The organism is Nocardioides sp. YJ-D4, assembly GCF_054031495.1.
This window is the reverse complement of record NZ_CM132932.1, coordinates 3,598,732-3,613,584: the sequence shown is the minus strand read 5'-3', so window position 1 is coordinate 3,613,584 and position 14,853 is coordinate 3,598,732. Positions and strand designations below refer to the sequence as shown.

Sequence of the window (14,853 nt, the reverse complement as noted above, 5' to 3'; positions counted from 1 at the left end):
CCCTCTCGGCCGACCGGGGTGACGCCTCGGCGAGACGGTTGACATCACGTGATGTCAGATTGGGGTTGTGATGACGTCATGATGGTGTCATAGTGGTGCGTATGGACATCACGCCGTACATCGACAGCCTGCGACGGGACCTCTTGGCCGCTGCCGAGGCATCGGGACCGGAGGCACGGGAGACCGCGGAGCGGCTCACCTACGCTCTCGACCCGGCCGCTCGGCTGGCGGTGATGGAGGCGGTGAGCCAGGCGGCCGCGGAGATCACGGCGGAGCTGCCGACGGGCAACGTGGACGTACGCCTGCGAGGGCGCGACCTGGAGTTCGGGGTCACCCTTCCCGAGCTCGCCGAGCCGGTTGCCCCCACTCCGCCGACACCGCCCGCTCCCCCGGCTCCGCCGACCCCGCCGGAGCCGGAGGGCGATGACACCCTCGCCCGGGTGACCCTCCGCATCCCCGAGTCGCTCAAGGCGAAGGCCGAGGAGGCCGCGGCGGACGCCGGCCAGTCGCTCAACACCTGGCTCGTCGGCGCGGTGCGCGCGGCGACCCGCGAGAACGCGGTCAACGTCGACGTCGACCTCTCCGCGATCCCCCACATCGTCAACGAGGCGATGAGCAGCCTCGACCCGTTCCGCGGCAGCAACCGCGGCCGGTCCGACCGCCGGATGACCGGCTGGCTCTGACCTAGGCCAGATCTAGACACCCAGCAGATGCACGACCACGGACGGCCGCCCGGCCGGTCCGGTAGATCAGCACACCCTGAGGAGCATCATCATGAGCACGTACACCTTCATGTCCACCGCGCCCGCCAAGCTCTTCGTCGAGTTCGGGAAGGGCAATCTCGAGGTCCAGGCGACCGACACCGACGAGACCGTTGTCGAGATCGACGGCGATGACGCCGAGAGTCTGGTCGTCGAGCAGAGCGGCGACACGATCAACATCGTCGACCCGCACAAGGGCCCGTTCAGCCGCTCGCGGCGGTACGACATCAGCGTGACGGTTCCCGCCCGTAGCCAGCTGCGAGCCCGCACCGGCACCGCCGACATCGCCACCCAGGGCGTCCTCCGGGCTGCCTGGCTCCAGACCGGGTCGGGCGACATTCGGATCGACCGGGTCATCGAGGAGCTCCAGGTCGAGTCCGGCTCGGGCGACATCGAGGCGGACGTCCTCGACGGGCGCGCCTCGATCAAGTCCGGATCCGGTGACATCCGGATCGGTACGGTCCACGACCTGCACACCAAGACCGGCTCCGGCACGGTGGAGATCGACGAGGTCGAGGGCGACGTGAGCCACTCGACCGGCGCGGGCGACTTCGCGATCCACTCGGTCAGCGCGGGGCGGATCTCGGTGAAGGGCGCCTCCTCCGACGTACGCATCGGGATCCCGAACGGCACCCCGGTGTGGACCGACGTCAACACGGTGACCGGCCGGTGCACCAGCACTGTCGAGAGCACTGGCGCACCGGCCGCGGGAGAGCCCTACGTCGAGCTCCGCACCACCACTGTGAGTGGTGACATCACCCTCATCGGGCTCTGAGACCGAGGAGGAAGGGCTACTCCTCCTTGTTGAGGTGAGGTGCGTCCGGCACCACCGGCCGGAGCACACCCCAGGCGACGAACGCGGCCCCGATGACGAGCAGGACGATGCCCGCCCACAGGTTGGCGTTGGGCCCACCGGTCTTGTCGACCTCGGGGTCGCCGAACAGGCCCATCAGCAGCAGGATGATGCCGTAGATCGCGAGCAGGGACCCGATCACGTTGCGGATGTCGAAGAGCGACAGCAGCGTGCCGAGGAAACCCTTGTTGGTCTTGGCTGTGTTCGATTCGCTGGACATCTCAGTCTCCTCAGAAGATCGCGTTCAGGATGGTGACCATGACCAGCGCGACACCGGCCAGGGGCACCGGACGCTGCCACCACGGACGACCTGCGTCCTCGGGGTCCACCAGGTCCTCCCTCGGTGTCTCGGAGTAGACCAGACCCTTCAGCGAGCCTTCCGGCTTCGGCTTGGTGACCAGCGAGACGATCACGCTGACGATGATGTCGACACCGAAGGCCACACCGGCAGCCACGAACGACGCACCCTGACCGGACAGCGGCAGGACGCCGACGGAGAGTCCGCCGAGCGTGCCGTCGGCGAGGATGCCAACGCCCACCGCCGCCAACGTGCCGGAGACGAGACCTGCCCAACCGGCGGTCGCGGTCATCCGCTTCCAGAACATACCCAGGATGAACGTCGCGAACAGCGGCGCGTTGAAGAACCCGAACAGGGTCTGCAGGTAGTCCATGATGTTGGAGAAGCTGGACGCCAGGACGGCGGTGAAGATCGCGATGGCGGTCGCCGCGACGGTCGCCCAGCGACCGAGCTTCACGTAGAAGTCGTCGGGGCGATCCTTGATGATGTACTCCTGGATGATGTCGAAGGACACCACCGTGTTGAACGCGGAGACGTTGGCCGCCATACCGGCCATGAACGCCGCCAGCAGACCGGTGATCGCCAGGCCGAGCAGACCGTTGGGCAGCACCTCTGCCATCAGGTAGAGCAGCGAGTCGTTGTACGTCACGCCCTCACCCGAGGCACCACCCGGGACCGACTCCCCCGCCTTCGTACTGGCGATCTCGGTGACCAGCACCGCTGCGATCATGCCGGGGAAGATGGTGATGAACGGGATGAACATCTTCGGGAACGCACCGATGATCGGCGTCTTGCGGGCCGCGCTGATCGAGTCGGCGGCCATCGCGCGCTGGACCTCGACGAAGTTCGTCGTCCAGTAGCCGAAGGACAGCACGAAGCCGAGACCGAAGACGATGCCGACCACCGAGAGGAAGTCGGAGGAGAAGCCGGTCAGCGCTGAGCCGGGCCAGGAGTTGAGCTGGTCGGCGGCGGGCGCAATGGTGTCGGGGTTGGCGGCCGCGGCCTTCTCGATCTTCGAGGTCAGGCCGTCCCAGCCGCCCACCCGGTGGAGGCCCAGGAGGGTCAGCGGCAGCAGCCCGGCGACGATCACGAAGAACTGCAGCACCTCGTTGTAGATCGCGGCCTTCAGACCACCGAGGGTGATGTAGGACAGCACGATCACCGCGGCCACGATCAGCGCCACCCACAACGGCCAGCCGAGCAGCGCGTGCACGATGGAGCCGAGCAGGTAGAGGTTGATACCGGCGATGAGCAGCTGTGCCACTGCGAACGAGAGCGCGTTGACCAGGTGGGCGCCGGTGCCGAAACGGCGCTTCATGAACTCGGGGACCGAGCGCACCTTCGAGCCGTAGTAGAAGGGCATCATCACGACGCCCAGGAACAGCATGGCCGGGATGGCACCGATCCAGAAGTAATGGACGGTGGGAAGCCCGACCTGCGCTCCCGTCGCCGACATTCCCATGATCTCGACGGCGCCGAGGTTTGCTGAGATGAAGGCGAGACCGGTGACCCACGCGGGCAGGGACCTGCCCGAGAGGAAGAAGTCGACCGAGCTCGACATGCCGCGGCTGGCCAGGAAGCCGATGCCGAGAACGAACGCGAAGTAGATCGCGATCAGGAGATAGTCGACCGCGTTGGCCTGGATCAGGGTGTCCGCGGCCAGGATGCTTGCTTGCATTCCGAGACCCTTCTATTTGATTGGGCGCACCAAACTTAACCACGCGTACGCCTCAAAAATGCGCTGGGTCACCCCTTCATCGACACGCCTTCTCGCCAGTAGCCCATGAAGGCGACCTGCTTGCGCGGCATCTCGAGCTCGTTGACCAGATGGCGGCGCAGCGCGGTGACCATCCGGGACTCCCCGGCGATCCAGGCGTAGCGCCCGTCCTCGCCGTTCTCAGCGCCGTTCGCGGACCCGTTGTCGGGGCCTGCGACCTCCTCGCCCGAGGACGAGTAGTCCGGGGTCTCCCACAGGTCGGGGTCCTCGACCTCGACCGAGGTCACGTCCTCGGGTGTCGCCTCGAAGCCGAGCAGCCCACCGACGGCGGCCAGGGCCGGCCCGCCCACTGGCGCGCCCTCGCGCGGCAGCCAGCTGACCTGCAGCCCCTCAGGCGCAGACACCTCCTGTACGTCACCAGCGACCGGCACCTCCAGGAAGGCCGATCCGGTGGCGTCGGCCGGCAGCGACTCGAGGATCGAGACGATCGCCGGCACGGCGGTCTCGTCGCCGACCAGGAGCAGCCGGGTCGCGTCCCCGGGAAGCCACTCGATCCCGCCGTAGGGCTCGCCGAGCTTGGGACCGGCGACCAGGATCTCGTCGCCCGGCTTGGCCGCGCCGGCCCAGTCGGAGCCGGGACCGTGCGCGCCAGGGTGCAGCACGAAGTCGACGTACAGGCGCTTCTCGATGCCCACCCCCTCGATCGAGCGGATCGTGTAGGTGCGCATCCGCGGGCGCTCGTCCTCGGGGAGCGCGAGCCACTCGGCGTACCAGTCCTCGGCGGTGAGCTCGGGCAGCACGCCCGGGGTGGCCGGGAAGAGGAGCTTGATGCGCTGGTCGAGGGTCGGGCCGTCGTTGCCGAAGTCGGCCAGGTCGTCGCCGGCCAGCTCGATCCGGGCGAAGGACGGGGAGAGGCGCTCGACGGAGCGCACCGAGACGCGGGCGAGGATGGGCATGTCAGGCTCCTTGTGCGTGGGGGTGAGCGGTAGGTCGGTGGTGACGTCCGATGGGGACGACCATCGGCGTGCCCGAGACGGGGTCGACGATGACCTGGGACTCCAGACCGAAGACCTGCTCGACGCGGTCGGCGGTGACCACCTCGGCGGGCGTGCCGGTGGCGGCGACCTTTCCGCCGCTCATCGCGATCAGGTGGTCGGCGTAGCGGGCGGCCAGGTTGAGGTCGTGGAGCACCATCACGACGGTGGTGCCTCGGGTCTCACGGAGGCCGTGGAGCAGGTCGAGCAGGTCGACCTGATGGGCGACGTCGAGGAACGTGGTCGGCTCGTCGAGGAGCAGCAGGTCGGTCTGCTGAGCCAGCGCCATCGCCACCCAGACCCGCTGCCGCTGGCCACCGGAGAGCTCGTCGACGACGCGGTCGGCGAGGTCGAGCGTGTCCGTCAGCTCGAGCGCCTCGGCGACCGCCGCGTCGTCCTCGGGCGACCAGCGCTGCAGCGCGTTGCGGTGGGGTTGGCGTCCGCGGCCGACCAGGTCGACGACGGTGATGCCCTCGGGAGCGACCGGCGACTGCGGCATCAGGCCGAGGGTCTTGGCCACCGCGCGGGTGGGCTGCTTGTGGACCGCCTTGCCGTCGAGGACCACCTGTCCCGAGATCGGCTTCAACAGCCGCGCCATCCCGCGCAGCAGGGTGGACTTCCCGCAGCCGTTGGCGCCGACGATCACGGTGGTGAGGCCGTCCGGGATCTCTAGCGAGACCGCGTCGACGACCGGCTCCGCGCCGTAACCGAGGCTCACGTTCTCCGCAGCGAGTCGCATCAAGCTTTCCTTCCAGCTCTGCCAGCGGCGAGCAACCACAACAGGAACGGTGCCCCGAACGCACCGGTGACGACGCCTACCGGAAAGGAGACGCCAGGTATCGCATAGTCGGCGATGTAGTCGCCCGCCACCATCACGATGGCGCCGACGAGCGCAGCACCGACCAAGGTCGTACGTCCGCCGTTGAGCGCCCGCGAGATCGGTCCGGCCACGAACGCGACGAAGGCGACCGGCCCGGCCGCGGCGACGCCGAGAGCGGTGAGCAGCACGGCGAGCAGGAGCAGCAGGTCCGTACGCCGCTGGCTGACGCCCAGGCCGGTGGCCACGTCCGGGCCGAGCTGGAGGATCTGGGCGGAGCGGGCGGTCCAGACCAGCGCCGGCACGAGTACGACGAGGAAGCCGAGCAGGATCCAGATGGTGGACCAGGTGACGCCGTTGAGTGCGCCGGTCAGCCAGCGCAGCACGAGCAGGGCGTCGAACTCGTTGGCACGGGTGAAGAGGTAGTGGACGACCGCGGTCATCGCGGCCGCCGCGGTGACTCCGACGAGGACGAGGCGGTAGCTGCCGTCGGAGCCGGCGACGAGCCGGACCGCCACCGCGATCGCGATCGCGCCAACGATCGCGGCGATGCTCAGGGCCAGCCCCTGCAGGTCGAGCACCACGATCGCGAAGACCGCCGAGGCGCTCGCGCCGAGCGAGACGCCGACGATGTCGGGGCTGGCCAACGGGTTGCGCAGGGTGCTCTGGAAGACGGCGCCGGCGCTGCCGAACGCGACCCCTACCAGCACCCCGAGGATCGCCCGCGGGAGTTTCTCCGACATCAGCAGGAAGCTGGCCTCGCGGGCGCCGGGGATCTCGCCGCCGCCGAGGATCGTGAAGAAGTCAGGCACGGTGATGAGGTAGTTGCCGAGCAGCACCCGGGCGACGAAGGCTCCGAAGAGGATCACCGCCAGGGCGGCGACCACGAAGGCATGGTGCCGTCGCGGGGCCCGCCGGGCCCTGCGTACGACGTCGACGGGGCTTGTGGGTTCGGCAGTTGTCGTCGCGCTCACAGGCCCGCCATCCGTCCACGCCGAAGGAACCAGATGAAGGCGGGTACGCCGACCACGGCCGTCATGATGCCGACCTGCACCTCGGTGGGCGGCAGCACGACCCGGCCCAGCGCGTCGGCGAAGGCCGTGAGCGCGGCGCCGGCGACGATGGAGAGCGGCAGGACCAGCGTGTAGCTGGGACCGACCAGGGCGCGTACGGCGTGCGGGACGACCAGACCGACGAACGCGACCGGGCCGACCAGGGCGGTGGCGGTGCCGCTCAGCAGCACCACCGCGATGCCGACGAACACCCGGTCCAGACCGGTACGACGACCGAGCCCCTTGGCCAGGTCGTCGCCGAGCGCGAGCGCGTCCAGGACGCGCGCGCCCAGCAGCGCCATCACGGCGCCGATGACGAGGAACGGAGCGCAGATCGCGAGGTCCCCCCAGTCGCTGCCGATGGTGCCGACCTGCCACTGCCGGAAGACCTCCAGGCCCTTGTGGTCCATCAGCAGGATGCCGCTGGTCCAGCTGGTCAGGGCAGCGGTCAGTGCCGCGCCGGCCAGCACCAGCTTGGCGGGAGTGGCGCCGTCACGGCCGATGGCGGCGACGCCGTGCACGGCGATCGCAGCCAGCGCCGCGCCGATGAAGGCGGCCCACAGCAGCGAGTCGAGGCCGGTGGCACCGACGTACACGAGGGCGACGACGACGGCGAAGGCCGCACCGGCGTTGAGGCCGAGCAGCCCTGGGTCCGCCAGCGGGTTGCGGGTGAGTCCCTGCAGGCAGGCGCCGCCGAGCGCGAGCGCGCCGCCGACGGCGAAGGCGATCGCGGTGCGGGCGATCCGGTTCTCCAGGATCGCGTGCCCGAAGCTGCCGTCGTCGAAGAGTGCGGTGGGCGGAACCCACTCGGCACCGAGCAGGAGCGAGGCGACGGCCGCGAGGAGCAGCGCCGCCAGGATCAGCCCGATCCCAGGCAGCCGCCTGCCCCGGACGACCGCGGCGGCTGATGCTGCCGGGTCGGCCGGGGCGAGAGGCGTACGTGTGGTCAACGCGGGCTTCACTCAGCCGCGGTGACGTTGACCTTCCCGCCGTCGACCGCCTCGGCGATCGAGGGAACGAGCTCGTCGATGAAGTACGGGATCGACAGCGTGCTCGCGGCGGAGAAGGTCAGGGACAGCGGCTGGTCGGTCACGTCGAGGTAGTGGCCGTTCTTGATCGCGGGGATCTGGCTGAGCAGCTTGTCCTTCTGCAGGGCCTCGAAGCTGCCCTCGGTGTAGCCGAGGTTGATCAGCACCTCCGACTCCAGCTCGGGAGCCTTCTCGGCGGAGACGTCGGTGTAGAACTGGCCCGCGGGGACGAGCTTGTCGGCGACCGGGGCGAGCTCCATGCCGAGCTGGGTCAGCATCTGCGGACGCGCGTCGCCGGCGCCGTAGAGGCCGATGGTGCCGAGCTTGGAGTTGTCCTGGACACCGGTGACCAGGTAGCTGGCGCCGACGATCTGCGGGTGGTCCTTCTGGGCCTGCGCGATCGCGTCCTCGGTCTCCTTCTTGACCTCCTCGGACAGGGTGACCCGGCCGGTGGCCTTGCCGATCATCTCGAGCGAGTCCTGCCACGAGGTCAGCCACGGGGCACCGGGGAAGGCGACGGTGGGGGCGATCTCGCTGAGCTTCTTGTAGTCGGCCTCGGTGATGCCCGAGTTGGTGGCCAGGATCAGGTCCGGGGCCGCCTTGCTGATCTCGGTGAAGGGGATGCTGGTGTCGGCGTTGTAGCGGACCGGCTGCTTGCCGCCGACCTTCTTCAGCTCGGCGTCGAACCAGTCGGTCGACTGCTGCTCGTTGCCGCCCCAGGTGATCGCCTGGGCAGCGACCGGGACGACACCCAGCGACAGCGCCACGTCGTGGTCCGACCAGCCGATGGTGGCGACGTTGGTCGGCTCCTCGGTGATCTCGGTGCTGCCGTAGGCGTGCTCGACGGTCACGGGGAACGCGCCCTTGTCTGCCTTCGAGGCAGATTCCGCGGAGCCGTCCGCGGAGTCGGTCGCGCCCGTGCTGCACGCAGCCAGGCCGGTGGCAGCGAGCACGAGGCTCGCTGCGATGAGTACGGATCGACGGATCACGGGGGAACACCTCATGGGGTTAGGCAATGCTTAGTTAGGACAGCCTAAACACATCTCGGCTCCAACGAAGGATCGGCCCCCGCCTTTTGGACAGGCTCAGCGCACAGGTCAGGGTCTGACGAACGCCGCCCGTTCGGCCTCGACCCGATCCCGGATCACGCAGTCGAGCGAGTGGTCGTTGATGATCCCCATCGACTGCATGAACGCATACATCGTCGTCGGCCCGACGAACTTCCAGCCGCGCTTCTTGAGATCCTTCGAGAGGCTGATTGAGGCGGCAGAGGTGGCCACCACCTCCGGGACCTTGAGCGGCTCGGGCTCGAACCCCCAGACGTACGCAGCCAGCGACCCACGCTCCTCGACGAGCTCGACCGCGCGGCGGGCGTTGTTGATCGCCGCCTCGATCTTGCCGCGGTGGCGGATGATCCTCGCGTCCTGCAGGAGGCGCTCGACGTCGCCCTCGTCGAACTCGGCCACCTGGTGGAAGTCGAAGCCGGCGAAGACCTCGCGGAAGGCGGGCCGCTTGTTGAGGATCGTGCGCCACGACAGCCCGCTCTGGAACCCCTCCAGGCAGATCTTCTCGAAGAGCCGTACGTCACCGCCGGCCGGGAACCCCCACTCGGTGTCGTGATAGTCGAGGAACTCCGGCGCCCCGCCGGCCCACGCGCATCGCGTCTGGCCGTCGGGGGCCAGGAATGGTGCTTCGCTCATCCACCCGACCCTAGCGGCGACCACCGACACCCACGCTCAGATCTTGGTGCGGTGGAAGCTCTGGAAGCTGCGCGAGGCGGTCGGGCCGCGCTGGCCCTGGTAGCGGCTGCCGTACTTCTCGCTGCCGTAGGGGTTCTGGGCGGGTGAGGTGAGCCTGAAGAAGCAGTACTGCCCGATCTTCATGCCCGGGTAGAGCTTGATCGGCAGGGTCGCGACGTTGGCCAGCTCGAGCGTCACATGGCCGGAGAAACCCGGGTCGACGAAGCCGGCGGTGGCATGGGTGAGCAGCCCGAGACGCCCCAGCGAGCTCTTGCCCTCCACGCGCGCGGCGATGTCGTCGGGCAGGCTGACCGTCTCGTACGTCGACCCCAGCACGAACTCCCCCGGGTGCAGGATGAACGGCTCATCACCCTCGGTCTCGATCTGCCGGGTCAGCTCGGACTGGTCCACGGCCGGGTCGATCGTGGCGTACTTGTGGTTGTCGAAGACCCGGAAGAACCGGTCCAGACGCACGTCGACGGACGACGGCTGCAGCATCGACTCGTCCCAGGGGTCGATGACGATCCTTCCGTCGTGGATCTCGGTCAGGATGTCCTTGTCGCTGAGCAGCACGAGCCAAACCTAACGCAGCCGGGCGTTCTGCACGGCCCCTGCGGCATCCCTGGAATCTCCCCTACCTCATCTGTCACAGATTCCCCGGCAGAGTCGTACGTCTTGGCGCAAACCCGGTTGAATCGGGGCCATGGCACTGGATGCGCTGATCCCCGGCGGATATCGCCGGTACGTCGCGCTGGGCGACTCCTTCACCGAGGGCGTCGGTGACGCCGACGCACGTCGTCCGAACGGCGTACGCGGCTGGGCCGATCGGGTCGCCGAGGTGATGGCCGAGCGGACTCCTGAGTTCACCTACGCCAACCTCGCCGTCCGCGGCCGCGGGATCGACCGGATCGTCAAGGAGCAGGTCGAGCCGGCGATCGCCCTCGAGCCGGACGTGGTGACGATCTACGGCGGATCGGTCGACCTGATGTGGCCGCACGTCGACATCGACGCCCTGCTCGCGACCTACGAGTCGGCGATCGGCCAGCTCGTCGACAGCGGCGCGAAGGTGCTGGTCTTCACTGCGTACGGCGCGCGGGCGACCACCGTCGGGCGGCTGCTCCGCGGGCGCTTCGCGGTCTACAACGAGGCCGTCCGCGAGATCGCTCAGCGGCGCGGGGCCACGCTGGTCGACTTCTGGCGGATGACCGAGTACGACGACGCCGGCTACTGGGACGGCCACGGCTTCCTGGGCGCCCCCGGCCACCAACTGATGGCGATCAAGGTCCTCGACACCCTCGGCGTACGCCACCACCTGCCCACCCCGAAACCGCTGGTCGTCATCGAGGAGCCGAGCATCGGCGGACCCATCCGCGAGGTCCGGCGGCTGGCCGCTCGCGCGCTCCCCTGGGCCGTACGCCGCATGCTGCGCGGCCCGGCGGGCGACGGGCTGTCGGCCCGCTATCCCCAGATGACGCGACTTTCCTGAACCGGTTTCACACCTGGCTGGGTGTGTGGGGTAACATCCTGGTCGCACCTGCGGACGTAGCTCAGTTGGTAGAGCGCAACCTTCCCAAGGTTGATGTCGCGAGTTCGAATCTCGTCGTCCGCTCCATAGATTCGGGCCGTGCCGTGTGGCACGGCCTGTTTCAGTTCACTTGCACGATCCAAGTGATGCAGCACACGATCGCGGGTGTTTGCGGCTTGCGTCCATTAAGATTGGGTTTCTGTTTTCCAATCATTGTGTGAACGACGCGTAAAGGATCACTCGACATGCCCGCGGGCTCGAGCAACCGATTCACCGACGGACGAGTCCCCGACCACGGCATCGGAGATCTCTTCACCTACGAGGCGCGCCTTCAGGCACGACTCGACGTCGAAGCGGCGCTGGCCGAGGCCGAGGCGGCCGTGAAGGTGATCCCCGCAGAGGCCGGCGAGGCGATCGCCGAGGCCGCCGATCTGGACAAGCTCGACCTGGACCGGATCGAGAAGGCCACCGCGGAGCACAGCCACCCGCTGACGCCGCTGGTCGAGGAGCTGTGCCGGGTCGTCGGCGCGAAGCACGGTGGCTGGGTCCACTGGGGCGCCACCACCCAGAACATCACCCAGACCGCCGACCTGATCCTGATGCGCCAGGCGCACGACAAGATCCTCGATCTGCTCGGCGACCTGCTGCGCTCGCTGTCGAAGGTCGCCGAGGCGGGCGCCGAGGTGCCGATGCCGGGGCGTACGCACTCCCAGCACGCGGTCCCGATCACCTTCGGCTTCAAGGTCGCCATCTGGATCGACGAGATCGCCTCCCACGTCGACCGGCTCCGCTCGGTCGAGGACCGCGTCTTCCGGCTGCTCATGGGCGGCGCGGCCGGCACCATGGCCTCCTTCGGCTCGCATGCCCGCGCCATCGAGACCGAGACGGCCTCCCGGCTCGACATGGGCTCGATGCCGGTCCCCTCGCGCGCGATCAACGACGGCATGGTCGAGTGGGTCTCGATCCTGGGGATGCTCGGTGGCACCGCCGGCAAGATCGGCAAGGACGTCTACTCGATGATGCAGCCCGAGTTCGGCGAGGCCTTCGAGCCGATCCCCGAGGGCACCATCGGCTCCTCGACGATGCCCCACAAGCGCAACCCGCAGCTGACGTTGGACGTGATCACGGCCGCCACCCAGCTGCGCGGCCTCGTCGCCCCGGCGATGGAGTCGATGCTCCACGACCACGAGGCCAACGGCGCCATGACCGGCATCCTCGAGGACGCGGTCGCGCAGGCCTCTCGCCTGGCCGGCGACGTACTCGCCCGGCTCGTCGTCATCTTCACCGGCCTGACCTTCGACGAGGACCGGATGCGCGCCAACCTGGCTCTCTCCGGCGGCCTGATCGGCTCCGAGTCGCTGATGCTCGAGCTCGGCGAGCGCATCGGTCGCCAGGTCGCGCACGACGTCGTCTTCGAGCTGGCCCAGCGTTCGGCCGTCGACGACATCGACTTCGCCTCGCTCCTCGCGGAGTCGCCCGAGGTCTCCGAGCACTTCACCCGCGCCGAGATCGCCGACCTGCTCGACCCCTGCCGCCACCTCGGCGAGTCCGCCAACATCGCCCGCTCGATGGCCGAGCACGCCCGCCGGGTCGCCGATACCATCCAGATTCCCGCCATCTGACCGGAGGCGGAGGTCGCTGGGCTGTCGTCACGGATGGGGCTGGTTGGTGAACCTTCATGAAGTCGAGTGGGAGACCGGCCGAGGCGGCCGACTCCAGCGGATCCTTGCCGTGCCCACCGGACTGACGGCGCTTGCCCTGATCCCTCTGGGTGTCCTGACTGCCCTGGAGACCAGTCCATGGGGATGGCTGTGGATGCTCCTCATCGTTCCCGGAGCGCTCCTCATGGCGGGGCTCACCATGAACATGTGGGATGCGCCCGCGCGCGCCGACGTCGCTCGGCGACTCCTTCATGACGGAACCACGCAGACCGCGACGGTGGTCGGCTACGACGACCACACCGACGAGAGCACGACCTACTCGTTGCATCTGGAGGTTCGAACGGCGGAGGACGTTCACCTCCTACGCCATTACTGCTCCAGGTCACGGTGCACATTTGCGGCCGACGGCCGCGCCGACCCGACCGTTCGGGTCGTACTGGACGACTCCACGGGTGCCTGGATGGTCCGCCACGACTGAGGGCCACCACCCGCCCCTAGACTTGCTGGGTGACTTTCGAAGGATTTCCCGTGGCAGCACTCGACTTCTACGACGACCTCGAGGTCGACAACACCAAGTCGTTCTGGGAAGCCCACAAGCACATCTACAAGGAGTCCGTCCACGCGCCGATGAAGGCGCTCACCGACGAGCTCGCCGAGGAGTTCGGCAGCGCCAAGATCTTCCGGCCCTACCGCGACGTACGTTTCTCGAAGGACAAGCTCCCCTACAAGACCCACCAGGGAGCCTTCGTCGCCGTCGCGCCGCAGACCGGCTACTACGTCGAGGTCTCTCCCCGCGGCATCCGCACCGGTGGCGGCTGCTACTGGTTCGAGCCGCCCCGGCTGGCTGCCTTCCGCGACGCCATCGTCCACGACCACTACGGCGCTGACCTGGAGAAGCGCCTCGCCGTCGCGGAGAAGAAGGGCTACGAGGTCACTGGCGACCGCCTCAAGACCGCCCCGCGCGGCTTCGACAAGGACCACCCCAAGATCGAGCTCCTCCGCCACAAGTCGATCCACCTCGGCCGCACCATCGGCTTCGAGCCGGTCATCCACACCGCAGCCCTCGTCGACGAGGTCAAGAAGGACTGGCGAGCCACCCGCCCCCTCGTCGAGTGGATCGCCGAGCACGCGGTGGCGTGAACTGCGCAGGCCGGGACCTGGAGCGGAGAACCTTTCCGCTATGGCGGGAATGTGGCAGCTGAACAGCGCTCTCGCCGTCGCCGAACCCCGCCTTGGCGGGAATGTGCACGAACCGGCGAATTGCCCGCGCGCGAATACGCCATACCCACTACGGTGTGCGCCGTGCGTACATCTATCCCCCTCGTCGGCGCCGCATCGCTCCTGATCATCCCGGCGATTCTTGTGACCGCCGGCCCCGGCACCGCAGCCTCGACCTGCGGCGGCTCCACGGTCACCATCGACATGAACCGGGGCCAGCAGCCCCAGACCTCCTCCTTCGAGGACGTCATCCTCGGCACGCCGGGCAATGACACCATCCACGCCGACTCCAACGACGTCGTCTGCGGCGGCGAGGGCGACGACGAGATCAGGGCGGCGTACTACGTCTTCGGGCAGGGCGGCAACGATGAGATCTGGTCCCGCCAGGCCGACGGCGGATCGGGCAACGACCGGATCCACGGCACGTCCGGAGGAGACGATCTCCGCGGAGGCTCCGGTTCGGACGTCATCTGGGGGCTCGGCAGCAATGACCGAATCCACGGCCAGTACGCCCCCGGCATCTCCTCGGCCAGCGGGACCGACGCCGGGGACACGCTTTACGGTGGAGACGGCAACGACCTCATCGAGGGCCAGGGAGGCAACGACCGCGTCTATGGCGAAGGCGGGTCCGACAACGTCTTCGGCTCGGCCGGTAGCGATGCCGTGTCCGGAGGTCTCGGCAATGATTACGTCCACGGCGACAGCGGGGACGACCGACTCCACGGCGGGAGCGGGAGCGACGGCATCTATAGCGGGAGCGGCGCCGACCAGGCGTACGGCGGGACCGGGCCCGACAGCATCAGCGGCCAGTCGGGCAACGACGGTCTCTACGGTGGCAGCGGGCCGGACTGGATCAAGGGTTACGGCGGCAGCGACTATGTGGTCGGCGGCATCGGACGCGACTCGATCGCGGGTGGCGAAGGGCGCGACCGCATCTTCGGCGGGGACGACCGGGATCAGCTTGTCGGCGGCGCCGACGCCGATGTCGTCAGAGGCCAGTCCGGAAAGGACCGTTGCGCGCCCGAGCCCGGGGCCGGCGCCACGTACTCCTGCGTGACCATCGGCGGTCTGCAGTCGTACCCGCCGGTGGGCACCGCCTATCCGACGATCTGATCAATTCTGCGAGTGGGCGAAAGTGGCCGGTTCTGGA

Annotated in this window: 16 protein-coding genes and 1 tRNA gene; 8 read left to right on the top strand and 9 right to left on the bottom strand. The window is 68.6% G+C overall.

All coding sequences use genetic code 11. The features are described from left to right. Positions 1 to 101: 101 nt before the first annotated feature. Positions 102 to 683: a toxin-antitoxin system HicB family antitoxin gene (locus tag ACW14X_RS17235; RefSeq protein ID WP_457162774.1), complete on the top strand. Its 582-nt coding sequence runs from the start codon at positions 102 to 104 to the stop codon at positions 681 to 683. Positions 684 to 774: 91 nt separating this feature from the next. Continuing rightward, the gene (locus tag ACW14X_RS17230; RefSeq protein WP_350841032.1) at positions 775 to 1,536 is read left to right on the top strand and encodes a DUF4097 family beta strand repeat-containing protein; all 762 of its coding nucleotides are present in this window, start codon (positions 775 to 777) and stop codon (positions 1,534 to 1,536) included. 16 nt (positions 1,537 to 1,552) lie between these two features. On the opposite strand, the gene ACW14X_RS17225 is transcribed toward ACW14X_RS17230, so the two are convergent. The 9 genes from ACW14X_RS17225 to dcd all read right to left on the bottom strand — a co-directional run bounded on the left by ACW14X_RS17225 (position 1,553) and on the right by dcd (position 9,872). Beyond that, the gene (locus tag ACW14X_RS17225) at positions 1,553 to 1,834 is read right to left on the bottom strand and encodes a hypothetical protein (protein WP_350841030.1); all 282 of its coding nucleotides are present in this window, start codon (positions 1,832 to 1,834) and stop codon (positions 1,553 to 1,555) included. 10 nt (positions 1,835 to 1,844) lie between these two features. Beyond that, positions 1,845 to 3,575 (bottom strand): sodium:solute symporter family protein, encoded by a 1,731-nt coding sequence (locus tag ACW14X_RS17220; RefSeq protein WP_201451395.1) that lies wholly within the window; start codon positions 3,573 to 3,575, stop codon positions 1,845 to 1,847. An 83-nt stretch (positions 3,576 to 3,658) separates the two neighbouring features. Next, positions 3,659 to 4,585: a siderophore-interacting protein gene (locus ACW14X_RS17215; RefSeq protein WP_350841028.1), complete on the bottom strand. Its 927-nt coding sequence runs from the start codon at positions 4,583 to 4,585 to the stop codon at positions 3,659 to 3,661. 1 nt (position 4,586) lies between these two features. Beyond that, positions 4,587 to 5,402, bottom strand: a complete 816-nt coding sequence (locus ACW14X_RS17210) for an ABC transporter ATP-binding protein (RefSeq protein ID WP_350841026.1) — start codon at positions 5,400 to 5,402, stop codon at positions 4,587 to 4,589. Next, the gene (locus ACW14X_RS17205) at positions 5,402 to 6,454 is read right to left on the bottom strand and encodes a FecCD family ABC transporter permease (RefSeq protein WP_457162773.1); all 1,053 of its coding nucleotides are present in this window, start codon (positions 6,452 to 6,454) and stop codon (positions 5,402 to 5,404) included. Before ACW14X_RS17205 ends, ACW14X_RS17210 begins: the two co-directional genes overlap by 1 nt. Then, the gene (locus ACW14X_RS17200) at positions 6,451 to 7,482 is read right to left on the bottom strand and encodes a FecCD family ABC transporter permease (RefSeq protein WP_350841022.1); all 1,032 of its coding nucleotides are present in this window, start codon (positions 7,480 to 7,482) and stop codon (positions 6,451 to 6,453) included. Before ACW14X_RS17200 ends, ACW14X_RS17205 begins: the two co-directional genes overlap by 4 nt. An 8-nt stretch (positions 7,483 to 7,490) precedes the next feature. Further along, positions 7,491 to 8,549, bottom strand: coding sequence for an iron-siderophore ABC transporter substrate-binding protein (locus tag ACW14X_RS17195; protein ID WP_457162772.1), 1,059 nt, complete (start codon positions 8,547 to 8,549; stop codon positions 7,491 to 7,493). A 108-nt stretch (positions 8,550 to 8,657) separates the two neighbouring features. Then, positions 8,658 to 9,260, bottom strand: coding sequence for a DNA-3-methyladenine glycosylase I (locus ACW14X_RS17190; RefSeq protein WP_160026582.1), 603 nt, complete (start codon positions 9,258 to 9,260; stop codon positions 8,658 to 8,660). Between the two features lie 36 nt (positions 9,261 to 9,296). Further along, complete coding sequence (gene dcd / locus ACW14X_RS17185; RefSeq protein ID WP_141794788.1) at positions 9,297 to 9,872, bottom strand: dCTP deaminase; 576 nt, start codon at positions 9,870 to 9,872, stop codon at positions 9,297 to 9,299. 130 nt (positions 9,873 to 10,002) lie between these two features. On the opposite strand from dcd, the gene ACW14X_RS17180 reads away from it, so the two are divergent. From ACW14X_RS17180 to ACW14X_RS17155, 6 genes are all read left to right on the top strand, one after another. Then, positions 10,003 to 10,785 carry an SGNH/GDSL hydrolase family protein gene (locus ACW14X_RS17180; RefSeq protein WP_457162771.1) on the top strand — a complete coding sequence of 261 codons (783 nt, stop codon included), beginning with the start codon at positions 10,003 to 10,005 and terminating at the stop codon, positions 10,783 to 10,785. Between the two features lie 50 nt (positions 10,786 to 10,835). After that, positions 10,836 to 10,911: transfer RNA gene (locus ACW14X_RS17175), tRNA-Gly, on the top strand. A 158-nt stretch (positions 10,912 to 11,069) separates the two neighbouring features. Further along, positions 11,070 to 12,446, top strand: coding sequence for a class-II fumarase/aspartase family protein (locus ACW14X_RS17170; RefSeq protein ID WP_160026580.1), 1,377 nt, complete (start codon positions 11,070 to 11,072; stop codon positions 12,444 to 12,446). A 46-nt stretch (positions 12,447 to 12,492) separates the two neighbouring features. Then, a complete protein-coding gene (locus tag ACW14X_RS17165) occupies positions 12,493 to 12,963 on the top strand; it encodes a hypothetical protein (protein ID WP_457162770.1) in 471 nt (156 codons plus the stop codon). Positions 12,964 to 12,992: 29 nt separating this feature from the next. Further along, on the top strand, positions 12,993 to 13,625 hold the full coding sequence (locus tag ACW14X_RS17160) for a DUF2461 domain-containing protein (RefSeq protein ID WP_160026578.1): 633 nt from the start codon (positions 12,993 to 12,995) through the stop codon (positions 13,623 to 13,625). A gap of 162 nt (positions 13,626 to 13,787) precedes the next feature. After that, positions 13,788 to 14,816: a calcium-binding protein gene (locus ACW14X_RS17155; RefSeq protein WP_457162769.1), complete on the top strand. Its 1,029-nt coding sequence runs from the start codon at positions 13,788 to 13,790 to the stop codon at positions 14,814 to 14,816. Positions 14,817 to 14,853: the final 37 nt, after the last annotated feature.